Source organism: Mesorhizobium sp. M0140, assembly GCF_040322475.1.
Lineage (GTDB): Bacteria > Pseudomonadota > Alphaproteobacteria > Rhizobiales > Rhizobiaceae > Mesorhizobium.
In genome coordinates this window covers 1-18,761 of the sequence record NZ_JAMYTM010000027.1, presented here as the reverse complement: position 1 = coordinate 18,761, position 18,761 = coordinate 1, and the positions used below count along the sequence as shown (strand labels likewise).

Genomic DNA, 18,761 nt, shown 5'->3' with positions numbered 1-18,761 from the left:
TCTCCCCCGCAAGGGGGGAGATCAGCAGCTTCGATGCTTCGCTCCGTTCTGCGACGCTGGAGATTGTCGAAAGCCGGAATGACAGCCAATCTCCCCCCTTGAGGGGGAGATGTCCGGCAGGACAGAGGGGGGTGCTGTCCCGCCAGCGTTGCGGAATGAACGGGGAGAACGTGCCGTTGAGGTCTCGGCTCACGCCAGCGCCTCCTCGACAATCCGGCCAAGCTCGGGCTCGATGTAGGAGAGATCCTCCTCGTCCTTGATCAGCACGCCGATGGCGCGGCGGAAGGCTTCCGGCCACGGGCTGCCGCCTTTTTCCAGGATGGTCGCGGCGTTGGCCCATTCGACCGCCTCGGCAATGCCGGGCGGCTTGGCGAGCGGGCGGGCGCGAATGGTCTGCACGGCCGCCGCCACCGCGCGTGCGGTGGCTTGCGCTACATCGCCGGCGCGCAGCATGATGATGGCGGCCTCGCGCTCGGCGTCGGGATAGCCGATCCAGTGGTATACGCAGCGGCGGCGCAGTGCTTCGGCCAGTTCCCGGGTGCGGTTCGAGGTCAGGATGACGATCGGCTGTGCCGTGGCGCGGATGGTGCCGCGCTCGGGAATGCTGATCTGGAAGTCGGAGAGGAATTCCAAAAGCAGCGCTTCGAATTCGTGGTCCGAGCGGTCGATCTCGTCGACCAGCAGCACGCGCTGCTCGGGCGCCTTCAGCACCTGCAGCAGCGGCCGGGCGATCAGGAAACGGTCGTCGTAGATGTCGATCTCATGCTCGCCGGCATGGCGGATGGCGAGCAGTTGGCGCTGGTAGTTCCATTCATAGAGCGCATGCGCGGCATCGATGCCTTCATAGCATTGCAGCCGCACCAGATCACGGCCGAGCAGCGCGGCGATCGCCTTCGCCGCCTCCGTCTTGCCTACGCCCGGCGCGCCTTCGAGCAGCAGCGGCTTGCCCAGCCGGATCGCCAGGAAGATGGCAGTCGAAAGGCTTTCATCGGCCAGATAGCGCGAGGCGGCCAGATGCTGCGCCACCGCCTCCGGTGAGGTCGCGACAGTCTCGGCGCTTGTCCCTGTCATTCCAGCCCTCAGTTCGCCGCTTGCGCCTTCAGCGCGCGTAAGATGCGCTCCGGCGTGATCGGCAGCGTGTCGATGCGCACGCCGACGGCGTCGAAGACCGCATTGGCGACCGCCGGGATCTGCGGATTGGCGCACATTTCGCCGGGCCCCTTGGCGCCATAGGGTCCGTCGGCGGAAGGACGCTCCAGCACGATGATCTCTGTCTCGGCAAGGTCGCCGGGACCCGGCATCAGATACTGGTTGAAGTCGGTGCCGCCATGATCGCGGTTGGGATAGTAGGGTTCGGTCGTCTCATAGAGCGCGTGGCTGATGCCCATCCACGAGCCGCCGACCAACTGCTGCTCGACCATCTTCGGGTTCAGCGCTCTGCCGATCTCGAAGACGTTCTTCACCGTCACCACGGTAACCTCGCCGGTCTCGTCGTCGACCTCGACCTCGGCCACCGTGCAGGCATGGGCATAACAAGTCGACGGCTTCATCGCGCCGGTTTCTTTCTCGGGATAGGAGCGCGGGATCAGGAACATGCCGCGACCGGAGATCGAGCGGCCGCGCTTGAAATGCGCCGACAGCGCGACATCGAAGATCGAGATCGACTTTTGCGGTGCGCCTTTGACCAGGATGTTGCCCTGTCCATCGGTCTCGAGGTCGGAGGCGTTGACCTCCAGCTCCTCGGCGGCCACTTCAAGCATCACCTGGCGCGCTTCCCTTGCTGCCTGGATGACGGCGTTGCCGGCGCGGTGCGTGCCGCGTGAGGCGAACGTGCCCATGCAGTGCGGGCCGGTGTCGGTGTCGGCGGTGTCGACGACGACACGGTCGGTCGGCACGCCGATCGTCTCGGCGCAGATCTGCGCCATGATCTGCTTCATGCCCTGACCGAGATCGACGGATGACAGCGTCACCATGAAATTGCCGGTCGGCGTCGAGTGCACCAGCGCCTGCGTCGGGTCGCCGCCGAGGTTCATGCCGGTGGGATAGTTGATCGCGGCAACGCCGCGTCCACGCCTGATCGCCATCTCAAGCTCCCTTCACGTAGGACGACATGGCCATGTATTTCTCCGCCACCGGCCAGTTGGCGGCGCGCGATGCTTCCTGCATGCACTCGATCAGCGCGGCGCCCTCGGTCGGCTGGCGATGCGCCTTCATGTCGCCGTCGCGATAGGCGTTGATGAAGCGGAATTCGAGCGGATCCATGCCGATCAGCCGTGCCAGCTTGTCCATCTGCACCTCCAGCGCGAAGTCGCCGATGGTGACGCCGAAGCCGCGCATGGCGGAGGAGGGCGTGCGGTTGGTGTAGACGCAGTAGGTGTCGATCCAGACGTTTGGGATGGTGTAGGGGCCGGGATAGTGCCCCGCGCCCTTCTGCGCGCCATAGGGCGAGTGGCGCGAATAGGCGCCGGCGTCGGTATAGCCGGTGACCTTGCGCGCGACGATGCGGCCGTCCTTCATGACGCCGTCCTTGATGACGACCTTTTCGGCCGCTCGCGGCGACGAGATCTGCATCTCCTCCTCGCGGCTGTAGATAAAACAGACTGGTCGTCCTGTTAATTTTGCGCCGAGGATGGCGATGGGCTCGACGATGACGTCGACCTTGCCGCCAAAACCGCCGCCGACGGTGCCGCCGACGAAATGCAGTTTGCTGCCCGGCATCTGCAGGATGATCGAGGTGTTGTCGAGCGTGAAGAACATCGCCTGCGTGTTGGTGTAGCAGGTGAAGCGGTCATTGCCCTCGGGTGCCACCACGCAGCCGGTGGTCTCGGTCGGCGCGTGCTCGATCGGCGAGGACTGGTAGCTCTCCTCCAGGATGTGGTCGGCGCCGGCGAAGCCCGCCTCGACATCGCCGAAGCGCACCTTGCGGCACTCGCCGCTGTCATAGAGGTAATAATTCTGGCCGTGATATTCGTTGACCAGGGGCGCGCCGGGCTTCAGCGCCTCTTCCATGTCGAAGACGGCCGGCAGCACCTCATAGTCGACCTTGACCTTGGCTGCGGCCTCCTGCGCGGCACGCTCGGTTTCGGCCAGCACGGCCACCACGGCCTCGCCCTTCCAGCGCACCTTGCCGTCGGCAAGCACCGTCTCGTCCTCCGGCCCGACCTGGATCAGGATCAGGATGGTGTAGACATTGTGCGGCACGTCCTTGGCGGTCAGAATCTTCACCACGCCCGGATGCTTTTCCGCTTCCGAGGTGTCGATCGAGCGGATGCGGGCATGGTGATGCGGGCTGCGCACCATCTTCAGGTGCAGCATGCCAGGGAAATTGCGGTCGGCGAAAAAGGCGGTCTTGCCGGTGACATGGCCTGGCGAATCCGAGCGCGGCCGGGGCTGGCCGATCTCGTTCAGATCGTCCTTGCGGATATCAGTGAAGTAGTTCTTGCGCAGTTCCATTGCTTTGGACCCCTCAGGCCGCGTTCTGCGAATTGGCGCGGGCGGCGGTCAGCACCGCCTGGATGATCGGCTCGTAACCGGTGCAGCGGCAGATGTTTCCCGACAGCGCCTCGACCACCTCGTCGCGGCTGGGGTTGGGTGTGTGGTCGAGCAGCACCTTTGCCGCCATGATCATGCCCGGCGTGCAGAAGCCGCATTGCGTGGCGAACGTGTCGAGGAAGGCGCGCTGCAGCGGGTGCAGCACGCCAGCTTCCGAAAGTCCCGATGTCGTGCTGATGACGGCGCCATCGCAGGTCTCGGCCAAGGTCAGGCAGGAGAGCCTGAGTTCGCCGTCTATGATGACCGAACAGGCGCCGCAGGTCCCTTGATGGCAGCCGCCTTTCGGTGAGGTGTCGCCGATCTTGTCGCGCAGGGCCTGAAGCAGCGTCGTGCCGCTGTCGATGAATTCGGCCTTTTCCGAGCCGTTGAGCGTGAATTGAACCGGAACCTTTGCCATGTTTTCCTCCCAGCGCGCCTGCCCGAACCGGCGGACAGACGCGCGCCCCCGAACGAAATATTATGCGAGCAGCAACCGGCCGAGATGAACCGGCAAGACTTCGGCGCGATACCAGGCGCTGGCGATCGGGTCGGTGATGGGCGAGGTGCCATCACCGGCCGCGGCCAAGGCCGGCGCGATGCCGTCAGCGGTCAGCTTTCGGCCGATCAGCGCTTTTTCCGCCGCCCTGGCGCGCATTGGCCGATCCGCCATGCAGCCGAGCGCGATCCGCGCCGAGGTCACGGTGCCATCCGACGACAGTTCCAGAGCACCGGCTATGCTGAGCACCGAGACGCCCTTGGGCTTGACCCTCGACACTTTCAGGAAGCGGAAACTGTCGGCCTTCGGAAGCGTGAAGCTCACGGAAGTGACGACGGCACGGCTGCCGTCCCGATTGGCCAGAAAAGTCTCGATAGGCGTTTCGCCGCCATCGGTGCCGACCATGGCATCGAGCGCCAGCAGGGCAACAGCGAAATCGCCATAGGGGGCCGGGGCAAAAAGATTGCCGCCGACGGTCGCCATGTTGCGGATGGCCGGGCCACCGACGGCGCGGGCGGCCTTGGCGAGCGTGCCGAGCTCCGGATGGCCGGCGATCGCCGCCATCGTCACCGAAGCGCCGACACGGGCTTTTCCACCGGCAACGGCGATGGTGGACAAAGACGGCTCGGTCGACCTGACAAGGCCGGAAACCGAGACATCGCCCTCATTGGCCGCGCGGACGACCAGCGTGCCGCCGCCGAGATAGCGTGTGCCCTGGGCTTTCAGTGCCGCGTTCGCGTCTTTCACCGTTGCAAAGGTCTGCAGTGCCAGCGCCATGGTTTGGCTCCTGTCAGCTCTGGCCGGCGAAATGGCTTTTCAGAGCGTTGAAGCCGCCCTGAAAGACATTGGCGCCCATGCCCTCGGCCAGCTTGTCTGCCTCCTCGGGCGCGGCGTCGAAGCTGGCGGTCCATTCGGCGTAGGTGCGGTCGCCATCGGTCACGCGCCGCAACTGCAGCGTCGCCTTGTGATTGGTCAGCGGCTGCGGCGTCTCCAGGATGGAGTAGCTGACGAGGAAATTCTGATCGGAAAAATCGAGCAGCTTTTCGCGCAGGCGGGGGCCGCTGGCGAGCTGGAAATTGCGCACGCAGCCGATCGTGGTGGCATCCTTGCCGTCTTCAATGTGGCTTTCCACCATGCGCGGATGCCAGCCCGGCAGCCCGTTGAAGTCGCGTATGCGCGCCCAGACCTTTTCGACCGGCGCGTCGATGACGCTGGATATGGTGACTTTGGCCATTCAAATGTTCCCTTGCAAAAGCGATCCGGTGCAAGGGTAGGGCGGCCATTTCAGCGACGCTTATCAATGCGTCTTGAGCGTGTATCAAGGAGTCTGAAAAACAGTCGACCTTGACTAAACGAGGACAGGTTCAGGCAATCGCCCGCGCGGCCTCGCGGTAGAGCGTCGGCGGCACGCCGACATGGTCGCGGAAAAAGCGCGAGAAATTGCCCTGCGTGGTGAAGCCGAGATTGCAGGCGACCGAGATCAGCGGCTCCCGCGACCATTGCAGCTGCCGCACCGCTTCCTCCATGCGCAGCGTATTCCAGTAGACATTGGGCGTCAGATTGGTCTGTTCCTTGAACAAAGCGAAGAAATGCGGTCGCGACAGGCCGACGCTGCGCGCCACGTCGTCGAAGCAGATGCGCTCGCAGACATTGGCCTTCATCAGCTGGATTGCCTTGCGGACACGGAAATCCTGCATGGTGTTGATGCGGACACGGGCCTCCTGCGGCGCCGAGGCGTCGGCGGCGTCGAGCACGCTATCGATGAAACGCTCGATCTCGTAGTTGGCGATATCGTCGACGCTCTCATTGTCGCTGAGGTGGTCGAGCAGATTGGCGGCGGCCTGATGCAGCCACGGTTCCAGCGTGATCGCGGCTTGTGAGAACAGCGGCGCAGACGAAGGCAGGTCGCGGCGGCGCCGCGCCCAGTCGGGATCGATGTAGAAGGCGAGAAACAGACCGGGCGTCCCGTTTTGCGACAGAACATGGCTGTGCGGCTGGAAGGAGTTGATGCCGGCGGCCGTTCCAGGTCCAAGCCGGACGGTCTCGCGGCCGATGGTCATTTCGCCGGCCGTACCTTCCAGCCAGATGATCAGATGGGCCTCGACATGGGCATGAGTGACGAAGTCGCTTGCGACATTCAGGATAGAAACATGTCCGAACCGGCCCCAGTAGAGCCTGATCGCTTCCGTCATGGGTATATCCTCCCGCAGACGACTGGCCTCCCTTCGCCTGCAACAGGGATTGTGCGGCGGAGTTCGGGGCCGCGTCAAGACGCGCGGGGGCGGCGAGGGCCAATGACGGCCGATGCGGCCGGATTTTCAGACTGAGCGATAGGTTTCCTCTTCTCCCACAAGGGAAGAACGCCCTTCAAACCGAAGCCGTCATGCCGCCATCGACATACAGCGTATGGCCGTTGACGAAAGACGATGCGTCGGAGGCAAGGAACACGGCGGCGCCGATCAACTCGTCGACATTGCCCCAGCGCCCGGCGGGCGTGCGCTTTTCCAGCCAGGCGGAAAATTCCGGATTGTCGACCAGCGCCTGGTTCATCTCGGTGCGGAAATAGCCGGGTGCGATCGCATTGATCTGCAGGCCGTATCTCGCCCAGTCGGCGCACATACCCCTTGTCAGGTTGCGGATCGCGCCTTTGGTCGCGGTGTATGGTGCGATGTTCGGCCTTGCCAGCTCGCTCTGCACCGAGCCGATGTTGATGATCTTGCCCTTGCCGCGCGGGATCATGTGGCGGGCGACCGCCTTGCCGACATGGAAGGCGCCCGACACATTGGTCTTGAACAGGCGCTCCCACTGCTCCTCGGGAAAGTCCTCGAGCGGAGCGCGGAACTGCACGCCGGCATTGTTGATGAGGATGTCGATGGCGCCGATCTCGGCCTCGATGCGGGCAATGTCCGCGTTGACCGCCTGAAAATCGGTGACGTCGAATACCGAGGCGTGCGCCTTGAAGCCGACATCGCGCAGCTTTTCGACGGCGCTGTCGATCCTGGCGGTGTCGCGACCGTTCAGCACTATGCTTGCACCGTGTCCGGCGAGGCCCCGAGCCAGCGCAAAGCCGATGCCTTGACCGGAGCCAGTCACCAGCGCCACCCGCCCCTCGAGGCTGAACAGGGAGTTGGCCATCAAACAGTCTTTTGTTTGACCATGATCTTGCCTGAAAACCGGTTTCCACTTTTCGGGATCATGGTTCTAGTCGCTGCGGCGGAAATTGCGGATGCGGTCGAACAGCACCGCCAGCAGGATGGCGCCGCCGATGAACACACCTTGCCAGAAGGCATTGATGCCGAGCAGACCGAGACTGTTGCGGATCACCTCGATCAGGGCCGCACCGACGATGGCGCCAAAGGCGGTGCCGACGCCGCCAGCCAGATTGGCGCCGCCAATGACGGTTGCGGCGATCACCTGCAGCTCCATGCCGGTGCCGAGATTGGTGGTGACGGCACCCAGCCAGCCGGTCTGGATGATGCCGGCAATGCCGGCCGACAGCGCCGAGATCATGTAGACGGCAACCTTGATCTGGCGCACCGGAACGCCGGTCAGCGTTGCCGCGTGCTCGTTGCCGCCAATGGCGAAGATGTGGCGGCCGAACTTCGTCCAACGCAGGATAAAGCCGGTGATCAGCGCCAGAAGGATCATGTAAAGCACCGGATTGGCGATGCCGAACACCCAGGCGCCGCCGCCCAATGACAGAAGCTTGGCGTGGTCCGGCCCGAACTGGAAGACGACCGTGTTGTTGGAGGCGACCATGGCTAGGCTGCGGGCGATCGACAGCATGCCGAGCGTCACCACAAAGGGTGGAAAGCCGAGATAGGCGATCAGCACGCCGTTGAAGGCGCCAATGGCGAGCGCGGTGGCGATCGAGGCCAGGATGCCGACCTCGATCGAGTAGCCGGCATGCATCGTGACGGCCAAAATCATCGACGACAGGCACAGCACCGAGCCGACCGAGAGGTCGATGCCGCCGGTGATGATGACGAAGGTCATGCCGAGCGCGATAATGGCGACGAAGGTGATGTTGCGGGTGATGTTGTAGAGGTTCTTCGACGTGGCAAACGCGTCGGTGGCAAACGACAGGAACACGCAGGCGAGGATAACGGCGATCACCACCCAGAAGGTCTGGCTGGCAAACACTCTTGCCGGCAGGGATTGCTGCTTGTGTTCGATCGGCTGGTCAATTGTCAGTGCCATCGTCGACCTTCATCTGCTGTGCGTGGTGAAATTCGCTGAAATCAAACCTGTTCGATGGCGCCGGTGATCAGCCCGGTGACTTCCTCGGGCGAGCTCGACGCAATCGTCTTGTCGGCGACCTTGCGGCCGCGCCGCATGACTATGACGCGGTCGGCGACGGTGAAGACGTCAGGCATTCGGTGACTGATCAGCACGACGGCAATGCCTTGATCGCGCAAATGGCGGATCAGGTTCAGCACTTCGGCGACCTGGCGCACCGAGATAGCGGCCGTCGGTTCGTCCATCAGCACGATCTTGGCCTGCGACAGCATGGTGCGGGCGATCGCCACCGCTTGGCGCTGGCCACCCGACATCTGCTTGACGAGATCGCGCGGACGGGTCTCGGACTTCAATTCGGCGAAGAGCTGGCCGGCACGCTTGTACATCGAGGCATAGTCGAGGATGCGGAACGGCCCGACGCCGCGCCGCAACTCGCGGCCGAGATAGACGTTGGCGGCGGCGGTCAGATTGTTGCAGAGCGCAAGGTCCTGGTGGACGATCTCGATGCCGTGCTGGCGGGCTTCCGCCGGCTTGTGCAGGATCAATTCCTTGCCGTCCATGTGCATGGTGCCATGGCTCGGGCGGAAATTGCCGGCGATCATCTTGACCAGCGTCGACTTGCCGGCGCCGTTGTCGCCCATGAGGCCGACCACCTGTCCGGGCTCGATCGACAGCGACACGTCGTTGACGGCCTGGATGGCGCCGAAATGCCTTGAGATGTTGGTGAGTTCGAGAACCGCCACCAGCCTTTGCCTCCCCGTGATTTGCGACCTGCTGCTGTTCCCGGCGTGGATGCCGACGCTGCTTTGGCCTCGCTCTCCCCGGCTCCTCCCGAAGACGGCGTTAGCGTTCTTTTACGCAAAAGCCGGCGCACGTCAATCAATTGTCGGACGAATTGGGCCAGGACTATTTTAAAATCCGTTTTGTAGGACAAATAGCATTGACGTTGGCGCCAAGCCGATATTAGCTAAGCGTCGGAGGAGATTATGCCGATCTCCGCTGGCGGTTCGCCGGCCGGAATCGGCGGAGGTTTGACGGCCCAAGATCAAGCGGCACCTGTGTGTGAGTTGATCTGAAGCCGAATCTGGAAATGCTTATCGATCTGTCCTGGCGACACGAGCGCTCGCGAAACGACCCTCGGTCATCACGCATCCGGTCGATCTGTATGGCGGGCACGCCGTGTCCGTTTGTTTCAAGGGAGGACTGACATGAGGAAAACACTTTTGCTCGCCGCCGTCGCCGCAATGGCGTTGGGTGCCGGGCCGGCTTTGGCCAAGAAACAGCTCGTCATTGTCGTGAAAGGTCTCGACAATCCGTTCTTCGAGGCCATCCACCAGGGCTGCGAGAAATGGAACAAGGAAAACGCCAGCTCGGAGTATGAATGCTTCTACACCGGTCCGGCGTCGACTTCGGACGAGGCCGGCGAGGCGCAGATCGTCCAGGACATGCTGAGCAAGGCCGACACGGTCGCGATGGCGATCTCGCCGTCCAACGCGCCGCTGATCGCGCAGACGATCAAGAGCGCCAATCCGACGATCCCGATCATGACGGTCGATGCCGATCTCAGCAAGGAAGACGCAGGTCTTCGCAAGACCTATCTCGGTACCGACAATTACCTGATGGGCAAGAAGATCGGCGAGTACATCAAGAAGGGCAAGCCGAATGGTGGCACGATCTGCACCATCGAAGGCAACCCGGCAGCCGACAACATCCTGCGCCGTGCGCAAGGCATGCGTGACGCACTGTCGGGCAAGGAAGGCCTTGCCGCACTTGCGGGTGAAGGTGGTTGGACCGAAGTTCCCGGCTGCCCGGTGTTCACCAATGACGATGGCGCCAAGGGCGTGCAGGCGATGACCGACATCCTCGCCGCCAACCCCAAGCTGGACGCCTTCGGCATCATGGGCGGCTGGCCGCTGTTCGGCGCGCCGCAGCCCTACCGCGATCTGTTCGGGCCGCTCAAGGACCGGATCGCCAGCAACGACTTCGTCATCGGCGCCGCCGACACGATCGGCGACGAAGTGGCGATCGCTCGTGACGGCCTTGTAACGGCTCTGGTCGGCCAGCGGCCGTTCGAAATGGGCTACAAGGCACCGTCGGTGATGATCGACCTGATCGAAGGCAAGGCGGTCGCCGATCCGGTGTTCACCGGCCTCGACGAGTGCACCAAGGATACGGTCGACACCTGCATCCAGAAGTAGGTTCTCGATTTCGGGGCGCCCGGTTGCGGGCGCCCCGTCATTCCTGAACGGAAGCGGTAATTCCCGAACGGACGCAATAGTTGGGGCAATCGGCTCCGGCTTTGCCGCGCCCGTGATCTGGATTTTTCGGCAACGAGATCGGCGCCCGTACGGTTCGGACCAGTCCGGACGACAGACGGTCGACGCATTGGAACGTGGATGCCGGACGAGAAGTCAAGCAAGCGAACCGACCTAACCAAGGCACAAGCGAGCCACGGTCCGGCTGTCATGCGGAAGGCTGGTGCCGCGCATTTTGCGGGGGCGAGCGTCCATGTCTCGTTGGCCGGCGAGATTGGCCTGCGGATCGTGCGTGGCGACTATCCGCCCGGCACCATCCTGCCCAACGAGTCCAAATGGGCCGAGATCTTCAATGTCAGCCGTTCGGCGGTGCGCGAAGCCATCAAGATGCTGATGGCGAAAAGCCTGTTGGCCTCACGCCCCAAGATCGGCAGTTGGGTCGAGCCGAAGGAGCGCTGGAACCTGCTCGACCGCGACGTTCTGGCCTGGTACGCGACGGCGCCCGACCGCGAGGCGTTCCTGCGAACCGTGCAGGAGTTTCGTCATATCATCGAGCCGGAAGCGTCGGCCTTTGCCGCCATGCGGCGCAGCGACGAGCAAATGGCGGAAATCAGCCAGGCCTGCCGCGACATGGGCGAGGCCTTGAGCCTGCAGGAGCGTATCCGCGCCGATACGCGCTTTCATCTGGCCATCCTGCGCGCTTCCGGCAACGACCTTCTGGTGCCGCTCGGCGTGCTGATCGAATCGGCGCTCGACCATCTCTTCGCATTCACGACACAGCAGGTCGCCGATCAGCGCCAGGCGCAGAAGCTGCATGAGGCGATCGAAAAGAACATCCGCCTGCAGCGCCCAGCCGCTGCGCGCAACGCCGTGCACAAGCTGCTTGCAGATACCGACGATGGGATAGGGCGGTGGCGGCGGTGATCGGCGCCGGCGTTGGGCAATCGGTTAAATGGTCTGTTTCTTGCCATCCTTCATCGGCATCAGGTCGACACCGTTCACCCCAGCGATATGCGTCGCCAGCATCGGTACGAATTGCTCGGCCGGGCCGGTTGCATGGGCACCGGCGAAGGAGTTCTTGGTGGCGTTGCCGAGCGGGTTGGCAATGCCGGCCGCACCCGCCATCGATTCCAGATAGGTCAGGTCCTTGAAGGCATTGGCGATGGTGAATTTGTGCGCGTCGCGGTCACCTTCCAGCGTCCAGCGCATGAAGGTCTGGTAGAAGCCGCAATCCATGCGGCCATTGCGAATGACGCTGTCGAAGCGCGGCGGCGAGATGCCGACCTTCTCAGCCAGTGCCAGTGCCTCGGAATATATCGCTGCGTAGCCAAGCGAGATGAAATTGTTGAGCAGCTTCATGCGATGGCCATCGCCGGTGTCGCCGATATGGACGATGCGGCCGGCCCAGGTTTCGATCACCGGTTTCACCCTGGCAAAAAGGGCGTCCGGCGCGCCGACCATGGCGTCGAGCGTGCCTTCCCAGGCTTCCTTCGGCGTGCGGCTGAGCGGCGCGTCGACAAAATCGATGCCGAGCGCCTTAAGTTCCGCTGCCAGCGCCACCGTCGAGACCGGATCGGAGGTCGAGCAGTCGACGACGACCGAGCCCTTTTTCAAGCCCTCCTTGAGGCCGCCGGGGCCGCGAATGATGGCTTCGACCTCGCGCGAACCGGTGACGCAGATGAAGACGATATCAGATGCCGCCGCCACATCGCGCGAGGTCGATGCTTCCGTGGCGCCGCGGCCAAGCAGGTCTTCCGCCGGTTTGCGGTTCTTGCGGCCGAGGAAGGTCAGACTGTAGCCCTTGTCGACGATGTTCTTGGCGATCCCGTGGCCCATCAGGCCAAGCCCGATGAAGCCGATCTTTTCGCGCGCGGCAGTCGTGTTCATGTCTTCAAGTCCTGTTGCAATGATTGATGTCAGGCGCTGCCGTTTTGCAGGCGAGGGTGGTTGCAGATGGCGATATTGTCTGACAATACACATAAATCCCTGAGGATGTGGAGAGCAAAATGACAAAACGGATCATGTTCACCGGCGGCAGCGGCAAGGCCGGACGCCATGTCGTCCAGTATCTGGTCGAGCAAGGCTGTCAGGTGCTCAACATCGACACCAGGCCGCTCGACAATCCCAAGGTGCGCACGCTGATCACCGACATCACCGACAGCGGGCAGGTGTTCAACGCGCTGTCGAGCTATATGGGCCTGCATGAATTCGACCCCTCGCTGCGCCCGCAGCCGGTCGATGCGGTGGTGCATTTCGCCGCCATCCCGCGCATCATGATCACCACCGACAACGAGGTGTTCCGCATCAATGCGCTCGGCACCTACAATGTCATCGAGGCGGCGGTGAAGCTCGGTATCCGCAAAATTATCATCGCCTCCAGCGAGACGACTTATGGGCTTGTGTTCGCCAACGAGCCGCGCGATCCCAAATATTTCCCGCTCGACGAGGAGTATGACGTCGACCCGATGGACAGCTATGCTTTGTCCAAGGTCGTCAACGAGAAGACGGCGCGGGCCTTCGCCCAGCGCAACGGCACCGACATTTATGCCCTGCGCATCGGCAACGTCATCGAGCCGCACGAATATTCACTGTTTCCGAAATGGTTCGCCGATCCGGGTTTCCGCAAGCGCATCGCCTGGAGCTATGTCGACGCGCGCGACCTTGGCCAGATCACGCTGCGCGCCATCGAGAAGGACGGCCTCGGCTATCAGGTGATCAACGCCGCCAATGACGACACCTCATCCGACCTGCCGACTGCCGAACTCCTGAAGCGGTTCTACCCCGGCGTGCCGGTGAAGGCCGAGCTCGGCGAATACGAGACGCTGCTGTCGAACCGCAAGGCGCGCGACGTGCTGGGCTTCCGCCCGGAGCATAGCTGGCGCAAATACGTCAAGCAGGACTGATCCGCGAAGCAATCGAGCTGATCTGTGCACAGCGGGCGGCTTTGCGGTGCAAGCCGCTTGCCGCGCTTGACAGCCTGCTTAATACGGACTTTCTGGAACCCATGCGGGACGCGAAGCCGAACAAGGAAAAATCGTTGGGGAAAGCGGCCTCCGGGGACCGTCCGGGCGGCGTTCGCCGGGCGGACGCCGCCCGTATTCCTGGCTCCAGCGTCCACGCCTCGCTGGCCAGCGAAATTGGCCTCAGGATCGTGCGCGGCGACTATCCGCCTGGTACCATCCTGCCCAATGAAGCGAAATGGTCGGAGACCTTCAGCGTCAGCCGCTCGGCGGTGCGCGAGGCGATCAAGATGCTGATGGCCAAGAGCCTTTTGGCCTCACGTCCCAAGATCGGCAGCTGGGTCGAGCCGAAGGAACGCTGGAACCTGCTCGATCGCGATGTGCTTGCCTGGTACGCGACGTCGCCGGATCGCGAAGTGTTCCTCAAGACGGTGCAGGAATTCCGCCACATCATCGAGCCGGAAGCGACCGCGTTTGCCGCCATGCGAAGAACCGACGAGCAGATGGCCGAGATCAGCCTGGCCTGCCGGGAGATGGGAGAGGCGACGAGCCTGCAGGAGCGGACCCGCGCCGACACGCGCTTCCATCTTGCCATCCTGCGGGCTTCGGGCAACGACCTGTTGGTGCCGCTCGGCGTACTGATCGAATCCGCCTTCGATCACCTCTTTGCCTATACGACGCGGGAGATCGACGATCTCAACCACGCGCAGAAGCTGCACGAGGCAATCGAGAAGAACATCCGCCTGCAGCGCCCCGACGCGGCGCGCAATGCAGTGCGCAAACTGCTCGCCAACACAGACGGCGTCATCCGCGCCCGGTAGGGCCGGCCGCCGCTAATCATCCTTGTCACGTCCGAAGGCGCTGCGCAGTTCATCCTTGGCGTCCTCAAGCACTTTTTTGCGCGCGGCAGGCAAGTTCTTGCCGGCGCGGTTGATGTAGAAGTTCAGCATCGACATGGCCGACTGGAACGGCTCGGCCTTGCGCCGGTGGCTGTGTTCGGCGGATCGCTTGAGCGAGGCGGCGATCTTCCTGGCGTCGTCGGATTCGAAGACGTGATCCTCAAGATCCATCGCGTCGCTGTGCTCGGTCACCTCGGCCGACCATTTTTTCCTGGTGGCGGTCATCGCAGGACTCCTCTGCAGGGTAGGCTGCCAGGAAACTCCGCACATCGGCATCGGTTCCGCCCTGGCTCTGGAGCCACGGATTTGCCAGCTGTGGCGCTGCTGCGACCCGAGAATGCGCCGATAGTGGCGCAAACGGCAGCCGATCTCCGAGACCGCCGACAGGAAACGCCTTGACCCGAACCGACAGCATCCAGCCCGGCCCCGGCATCGACAGCTCCTATGCCTGGATGCGGCTTGCCATCTCGATGCTGCTGGCGACGATCGGCGCCGTCGGAATGTGGGCAGTCGTCGTCGTGCTGCCCGCGGTGCAGGCCGAGTTCGGCGTCGACCGCGCAGCGGCGTCCATGCCTTATACTGCGACCATGGTCGGCTTTGCCGCCGGCAACGTGCTGGTCGGCCGCGCCATCGACCGGATGGGATACTGGATCCCGGCGCTGCTCTCTTCGATTGCGCTTTCCGCCGGCCTGCTTCTCGCGGCGCTGTCGACCTCGATCCTGCAATTCACGCTTGCCCAAGGAGTGCTGATCGGTATCGGCACGTCGGTGATCTTCGGGCCGCTGATCGCCGATATCTCGCACTGGTTCAACCGCCGGCGCGGTGTCGCGGTGACCGCGGCGGCCGCCGGAAACTACCTCGCCGGAGCGATCTGGCCGACCATCATGCCGACGCTGATAAAGGCGGAAGGCTGGCGCTTCACTTATGCCGCCATCGGCATCTTCTGTCTGGTGACTATGGTGCCGCTGGTGCTGATGCTGCGGCGCGGTGCCCCAGTTGCGGCTGCCGCCGATTCGCCCGGAAGCCGGCCGGTGCAGTCGATGCCGCTGTCGCCGGCGGCGTTGCAGGTGCTGCTGGTCGTCGCCGGCCTCGGCTGCTGCGTGGCGATGTCGATGCCGCAAGTGCATATCGTCGCCTATTGCATGGACCTTGGCTACGGCGTCGCACATGGCGCCGACATGCTGTCGATCATGATGGCAGGCGGCGTCGTCAGTCGGCTGGCATCGGGCTTTCTCGCCGACCGCATCGGCGCGGTGTGGACACTGATGATCGGCTCGGTGCTGCAATGCCTGTCGCTGCTGTTCTACATCCCATTCGACGGGCTTGCCTCGCTCTATGTGGTGTCGCTGGTGTTCGGCCTGTCGCAGGGCGGTATCGTGCCTTGCTACGCGATCATCGTGCGCGACTACATGCCGGCCAAAGAGGCTGGCCAGCGTATCGGCATCGTCTTGATGGCGACGATCTTCGGCATGGCGATCGGCGGCTGGATGTCGGGCTGGATCTACGATTTGACCGGCTCCTATGCGGCTGCGTTCCTCAACGGCATCGCCTGGAATTTGCTGAACATACTGGCGATCGGGCTGCTGTTGTGGAAGGCACGGCGCAGCACAGCCGTGATGGCCTGAGCTCACCCTGCCCAATGGTCCGGGAGCTGCGCGGCTTGACAACCACCCAAGGCTGCGCGACGCCGGAGGGCGGATGGGTGCGGCAACAGGCCGATTTGGCATGACGACGGTGGCAAAGACCCTGAATATGGTTCTAAAGGCGCTTGGCTGCACAAGCCCGTCGCCAGGAGTGCGCCCTTGACCAAGCCGCGCTCGCGCCGGGGCGGCGGCCGCCCTACCATCGCGGATGTCGCGCGCAAGGCCGGCGTTGGTGCGATCACCGTGTCGCGCGCCCTGCGCGAGCCGGAGCGTGTGTCCGAAGAGCTGCGCCGCCAGATCCAGGCCGCCGTCGACGAACTGGGCTATGTGCCGGACCCGAATGCCCGGGCCCTGGCCTCGGCGCGCGCGGAGGTGTTCGGCGTGCTGGTGCCGTCGCTTACCAACAACGTCTTCGCCGAGGTGGTGCGCGGCATCTATGACAGCCTGTCGGCCAGCCCCTTCCGCATCCAGCTTGGCAACACCCACTATTCCGGCCTCGAGGAAGAGCGGCTGCTGCAGGTGTTCGGTTCGCAACGGCCGGCAGCGTTGATCGTCGCCGGCATCGATCAGACACCGGCTTCGCGAAAGCTGCTGGAAAGTGCCGGCTGCCCTGTGGTGCAGGTCATGGAAACGGGTCCCGATCCGGTCGACATGATGGTCGGCTTCTCGCATCTGGATGGCGGCAGGGCGGCGAGCGAGCATCTGATCGAGGCGGGCTATCGCCGCATCGGCTTCATCGGCGCGCGCATGGATCCGCGTTCGCAGCGGCGCCTTGCCGGCTATCGCGCGGCGATGGAGGCCGCGGGCCTGTTCGACCCGCGCCTCGTCACCACTACGCCGGTGCTGTCCAGCGTGTCGCTCGGCCGCGAGATGTTCCGCGATGCGCTGGCCAAGGTGCCGACACTCGACGGTGTCTTCTGCAACAATGACGATATCGCGCTCGGCGTCTTGTTCGAATGCCATCGCGCCTCGATCGCGGTACCGAAGACGATCGGCATCGTCGGGTTCAACGATCTCGACATGATGCAGGTGGCGTTTCCTTCGGTCACCAGCATCCGCACCCATCGTTATGAGATCGGCCGGCGTGCCGTTGCCATGGCGCTTGCGGCGATCGCCGGCAACAGACCGGAGCAACGGATCGTCGACCTCGGTTTCGAGCTCAAGCGCCGCGAGAGCACGGCGCGTTGAAACGCACAGGAGCGACTGTGCAAATGCCGGTTTACACGCCAATTTGGTAGCGCTACCATTTCCCGCAGGCAGGTGCATAAACGACAGGGCGTACCTGTTTATTATACATAAGCGACAACTAATACTTGTTTATTATGGATAATATGATAGTTTTCGTACCGCTGGGGGCGACAAGGGAGGAACCGGGTCGGCCACCACGGGCGGCCAAGGACGCGCATGGCGAGGCGGGAGGTGCCGGTCCATCGCGCGAAAATTCGCGTTGCGAAACGAACAATCTGAACTGCAATCGGGAGGATTATCGATGATCAAGTCACTTGTTGGTGGCGTCGTTGCCGCCACTGCATTCGTCATGCTCAATTCGGCCGCCATGGCCGCCGGACCCGAAATCGTGTCGGGTCCCGCCGCTCAGGCGGACTGTTTCGCGCCGTGGAGCGCGGAGACCAAATTCTTCAAATATCCCAAGAAGGAAGGGCCGTTCCGCATCGCCTTTGCCAATGGCTATATCGCCAATACCTGGCGCATCCAGATGGTGCAGACGGCCAAGGCCTACGCCGCACAACCTGAAGTCAAAGCCAAGATCAAGGAATTCAAGGTCGTCTCGACGGGCGAGGACGTGCCGGCACAGATCTCGGCGATCAACAATTTCATCGATTCCGGCTATGACGCCATCGTCACCGACGCCCAGAACCCGACGGCCTTCGGTCCGGTCATCAAGCGCGCCAAGGAAGCCGGCATCGTGCTGGTCGCCTTCGACAACATCCTCGACACCAAGGACGCCATCAACGTCAATGTCGATCAGAAGGGCCTTGGCGAATTGTGGGCCAAGTGGCTGGTCGCCAAGATTCCGAACGGCGGCAAGATCCTGGAAGTGCGCGGCGTCGCCGGCACCTCGGTCGACACCGATCGTCACAACGGCATCCACGGGGTCTTCGATGCGTCCGGCAAGAAGTGGGACGTGACCGAAGTCGCCGGCAAATGGGATGACGGCGTGGCACAGAAAGTGACCGCGGATGCGATCGCCACCAACGGTCCGTTCGACGGCATCACCGGGCAGGGCGGCGACACCGGCATCGTGCAGGCGATGATCGACGCCAAGCATCCGTTCGTGCCGTTTGGCGGCGAGACCGAGAATGGCTTCCGCAAGTTCTGCGCCGCGCATTCGGCCGACGGGCTGAAGTGCTCGTCCGCAGGCTCGGGTCCGGCTCAGGTCGCCGTCGCCATCAAGACCGCGATCGCCGCACTCGAAGGCGAGGTGGTGCCACAAGAGGTGAAGCTGCCGCTGGCGATCGCCGAAGACCCGAACTTGAAGGAAGGCACGGATTATTTCCCCAAGGAATCCGATAATTTCTTCGTCGGCAATTCCTTCCCGACCTGCGGCATCAATTTCAGCGCCCAGGAAATCATGGGTCAGACCAAGGAAAACCAGTAAATCATCGCTGGCTGTCGCCTGGCGGGCCGCGGGGGTAGCGCGGCGGGGGGTAAAAAACCCAAAAAACCCCGGGGGGGGGGCCGTCCGTGGGGGGGCCCGCGTTAGTTTTTTTATGGAAAAT

Annotated in this window: 19 protein-coding genes; 7 read left to right on the top strand and 12 right to left on the bottom strand. The window is 63.3% G+C overall.

All coding sequences use genetic code 11. The annotated features are described in order from the left end of the window. Positions 1-189: 189 nt before the first annotated feature. The 10 genes from NKJ37_RS23955 to NKJ37_RS23910 all read right to left on the bottom strand — a co-directional run bounded on the left by NKJ37_RS23955 (position 190) and on the right by NKJ37_RS23910 (position 9,009). A complete protein-coding gene (locus NKJ37_RS23955) occupies positions 190-1,071 on the bottom strand; it encodes an AAA family ATPase (protein ID WP_127295448.1) in 882 nt (293 codons plus the stop codon). A gap of 8 nt (positions 1,072-1,079) precedes the next feature. Further along, a complete protein-coding gene (locus NKJ37_RS23950) occupies positions 1,080-2,084 on the bottom strand; it encodes a xanthine dehydrogenase family protein molybdopterin-binding subunit (RefSeq protein WP_023813252.1) in 1,005 nt (334 codons plus the stop codon). A gap of 1 nt (position 2,085) precedes the next feature. Further along, complete coding sequence (locus NKJ37_RS23945; RefSeq protein WP_127295452.1) at positions 2,086-3,453, bottom strand: xanthine dehydrogenase family protein molybdopterin-binding subunit; 1,368 nt, start codon at positions 3,451-3,453, stop codon at positions 2,086-2,088. Positions 3,454-3,466: 13 nt separating this feature from the next. After that, positions 3,467-3,949 carry a (2Fe-2S)-binding protein gene (locus tag NKJ37_RS23940; protein WP_127295454.1) on the bottom strand — a complete coding sequence of 161 codons (483 nt, stop codon included), beginning with the start codon at positions 3,947-3,949 and terminating at the stop codon, positions 3,467-3,469. A 60-nt stretch (positions 3,950-4,009) separates the two neighbouring features. After that, positions 4,010-4,804: an FAD binding domain-containing protein gene (locus NKJ37_RS23935; protein WP_127295456.1), complete on the bottom strand. Its 795-nt coding sequence runs from the start codon at positions 4,802-4,804 to the stop codon at positions 4,010-4,012. 13 nt (positions 4,805-4,817) lie between these two features. Continuing rightward, positions 4,818-5,261, bottom strand: a complete 444-nt coding sequence (locus tag NKJ37_RS23930) for an SRPBCC family protein (RefSeq protein WP_127295458.1) — start codon at positions 5,259-5,261, stop codon at positions 4,818-4,820. 130 nt (positions 5,262-5,391) lie between these two features. Then, positions 5,392-6,219, bottom strand: a complete 828-nt coding sequence (locus tag NKJ37_RS23925) for an AraC family transcriptional regulator (RefSeq protein WP_127266791.1) — start codon at positions 6,217-6,219, stop codon at positions 5,392-5,394. A gap of 175 nt (positions 6,220-6,394) precedes the next feature. Further along, positions 6,395-7,162 (bottom strand): SDR family oxidoreductase, encoded by a 768-nt coding sequence (locus NKJ37_RS23920; RefSeq protein ID WP_023813246.1) that lies wholly within the window; start codon positions 7,160-7,162, stop codon positions 6,395-6,397. Positions 7,163-7,228: 66 nt separating this feature from the next. Next, positions 7,229-8,227, bottom strand: coding sequence for an ABC transporter permease (locus NKJ37_RS23915; RefSeq protein ID WP_023813245.1), 999 nt, complete (start codon positions 8,225-8,227; stop codon positions 7,229-7,231). A 41-nt stretch (positions 8,228-8,268) separates the two neighbouring features. Next, positions 8,269-9,009: an ATP-binding cassette domain-containing protein gene (locus NKJ37_RS23910; protein WP_013530854.1), complete on the bottom strand. Its 741-nt coding sequence runs from the start codon at positions 9,007-9,009 to the stop codon at positions 8,269-8,271. Positions 9,010-9,474: 465 nt separating this feature from the next. On the opposite strand from NKJ37_RS23910, the gene NKJ37_RS23905 reads away from it, so the two are divergent. Both NKJ37_RS23905 and NKJ37_RS23900 read left to right on the top strand, forming a co-directional pair. Further along, entirely contained in the window at positions 9,475-10,464 is a 990-nt protein-coding gene (locus NKJ37_RS23905; RefSeq protein ID WP_023813244.1) for a sugar-binding protein, read from the top strand. Between the two features lie 198 nt (positions 10,465-10,662). Continuing rightward, positions 10,663-11,445 (top strand): FadR/GntR family transcriptional regulator, encoded by a 783-nt coding sequence (locus tag NKJ37_RS23900; protein WP_023813243.1) that lies wholly within the window; start codon positions 10,663-10,665, stop codon positions 11,443-11,445. Between the two features lie 24 nt (positions 11,446-11,469). Here NKJ37_RS23900 and NKJ37_RS23895 read toward each other — a convergent pair whose 3' ends face one another. Further along, the gene (locus tag NKJ37_RS23895) at positions 11,470-12,408 is read right to left on the bottom strand and encodes an NAD(P)-dependent oxidoreductase (protein ID WP_023813242.1); all 939 of its coding nucleotides are present in this window, start codon (positions 12,406-12,408) and stop codon (positions 11,470-11,472) included. A gap of 119 nt (positions 12,409-12,527) precedes the next feature. On the opposite strand from NKJ37_RS23895, the gene NKJ37_RS23890 reads away from it, so the two are divergent. Further along, positions 12,528-13,424, top strand: coding sequence for an NAD-dependent epimerase/dehydratase family protein (locus NKJ37_RS23890; protein ID WP_023813241.1), 897 nt, complete (start codon positions 12,528-12,530; stop codon positions 13,422-13,424). Between the two features lie 101 nt (positions 13,425-13,525). Next, positions 13,526-14,302, top strand: coding sequence for a FadR/GntR family transcriptional regulator (locus NKJ37_RS23885; protein WP_023813240.1), 777 nt, complete (start codon positions 13,526-13,528; stop codon positions 14,300-14,302). A 12-nt stretch (positions 14,303-14,314) separates the two neighbouring features. On the opposite strand, the gene NKJ37_RS23880 is transcribed toward NKJ37_RS23885, so the two are convergent. Next, complete coding sequence (locus NKJ37_RS23880; protein ID WP_031213606.1) at positions 14,315-14,605, bottom strand: DUF3175 domain-containing protein; 291 nt, start codon at positions 14,603-14,605, stop codon at positions 14,315-14,317. Between the two features lie 170 nt (positions 14,606-14,775). Between NKJ37_RS23880 and NKJ37_RS23875 the strand changes: the two genes are divergently transcribed. From NKJ37_RS23875 to NKJ37_RS23865, 3 genes are all read left to right on the top strand, one after another. Beyond that, complete coding sequence (locus NKJ37_RS23875) at positions 14,776-16,005, top strand: MFS transporter (protein ID WP_352551682.1); 1,230 nt, start codon at positions 14,776-14,778, stop codon at positions 16,003-16,005. A 177-nt stretch (positions 16,006-16,182) separates the two neighbouring features. Continuing rightward, positions 16,183-17,211 carry an HTH-type transcriptional regulator GntR gene (gene gntR / locus NKJ37_RS23870; protein WP_023813237.1) on the top strand — a complete coding sequence of 343 codons (1,029 nt, stop codon included), beginning with the start codon at positions 16,183-16,185 and terminating at the stop codon, positions 17,209-17,211. A gap of 301 nt (positions 17,212-17,512) precedes the next feature. Further along, positions 17,513-18,640, top strand: a complete 1,128-nt coding sequence (locus NKJ37_RS23865; RefSeq protein ID WP_352775249.1) for a sugar ABC transporter substrate-binding protein — start codon at positions 17,513-17,515, stop codon at positions 18,638-18,640. Positions 18,641-18,761: the final 121 nt, after the last annotated feature.

Excerpts from the sequence above, each read along its gene's own strand:
- NKJ37_RS23955 (WP_127295448.1), bottom strand. The coding sequence starts at position 1,071 with ATGACAGGGACAAGCGCCGAGACTGTCGCGACCTCACCGGAGGCGGTG.
- NKJ37_RS23950 (WP_023813252.1), bottom strand. The coding sequence starts at position 2,084 with ATGGCGATCAGGCGTGGACGCGGCGTTGCCGCGATCAACTATCCCACC.
- NKJ37_RS23945 (WP_127295452.1), bottom strand. The coding sequence starts at position 3,453 with ATGGAACTGCGCAAGAACTACTTCACTGATATCCGCAAGGACGATCTG.
- NKJ37_RS23940 (WP_127295454.1), bottom strand. The coding sequence starts at position 3,949 with ATGGCAAAGGTTCCGGTTCAATTCACGCTCAACGGCTCGGAAAAGGCC.
- NKJ37_RS23935 (WP_127295456.1), bottom strand. The coding sequence starts at position 4,804 with ATGGCGCTGGCACTGCAGACCTTTGCAACGGTGAAAGACGCGAACGCG.
- NKJ37_RS23930 (WP_127295458.1), bottom strand. The coding sequence starts at position 5,261 with ATGGCCAAAGTCACCATATCCAGCGTCATCGACGCGCCGGTCGAAAAG.
- NKJ37_RS23925 (WP_127266791.1), bottom strand. The coding sequence starts at position 6,219 with ATGACGGAAGCGATCAGGCTCTACTGGGGCCGGTTCGGACATGTTTCT.
- NKJ37_RS23920 (WP_023813246.1), bottom strand. The coding sequence starts at position 7,162 with ATGGCCAACTCCCTGTTCAGCCTCGAGGGGCGGGTGGCGCTGGTGACT.
- NKJ37_RS23915 (WP_023813245.1), bottom strand. The coding sequence starts at position 8,227 with ATGGCACTGACAATTGACCAGCCGATCGAACACAAGCAGCAATCCCTG.
- NKJ37_RS23905 (WP_023813244.1), top strand. The coding sequence starts at position 9,475 with ATGAGGAAAACACTTTTGCTCGCCGCCGTCGCCGCAATGGCGTTGGGT.
- NKJ37_RS23900 (WP_023813243.1), top strand. The coding sequence starts at position 10,663 with ATGCCGGACGAGAAGTCAAGCAAGCGAACCGACCTAACCAAGGCACAA.
- NKJ37_RS23895 (WP_023813242.1), bottom strand. The coding sequence starts at position 12,408 with ATGAACACGACTGCCGCGCGCGAAAAGATCGGCTTCATCGGGCTTGGC.
- NKJ37_RS23890 (WP_023813241.1), top strand. The coding sequence starts at position 12,528 with ATGACAAAACGGATCATGTTCACCGGCGGCAGCGGCAAGGCCGGACGC.
- NKJ37_RS23885 (WP_023813240.1), top strand. The coding sequence starts at position 13,526 with ATGCGGGACGCGAAGCCGAACAAGGAAAAATCGTTGGGGAAAGCGGCC.
- NKJ37_RS23880 (WP_031213606.1), bottom strand. The coding sequence starts at position 14,605 with ATGACCGCCACCAGGAAAAAATGGTCGGCCGAGGTGACCGAGCACAGC.
- NKJ37_RS23865 (WP_352775249.1), top strand. The coding sequence starts at position 17,513 with ATGATCAAGTCACTTGTTGGTGGCGTCGTTGCCGCCACTGCATTCGTC.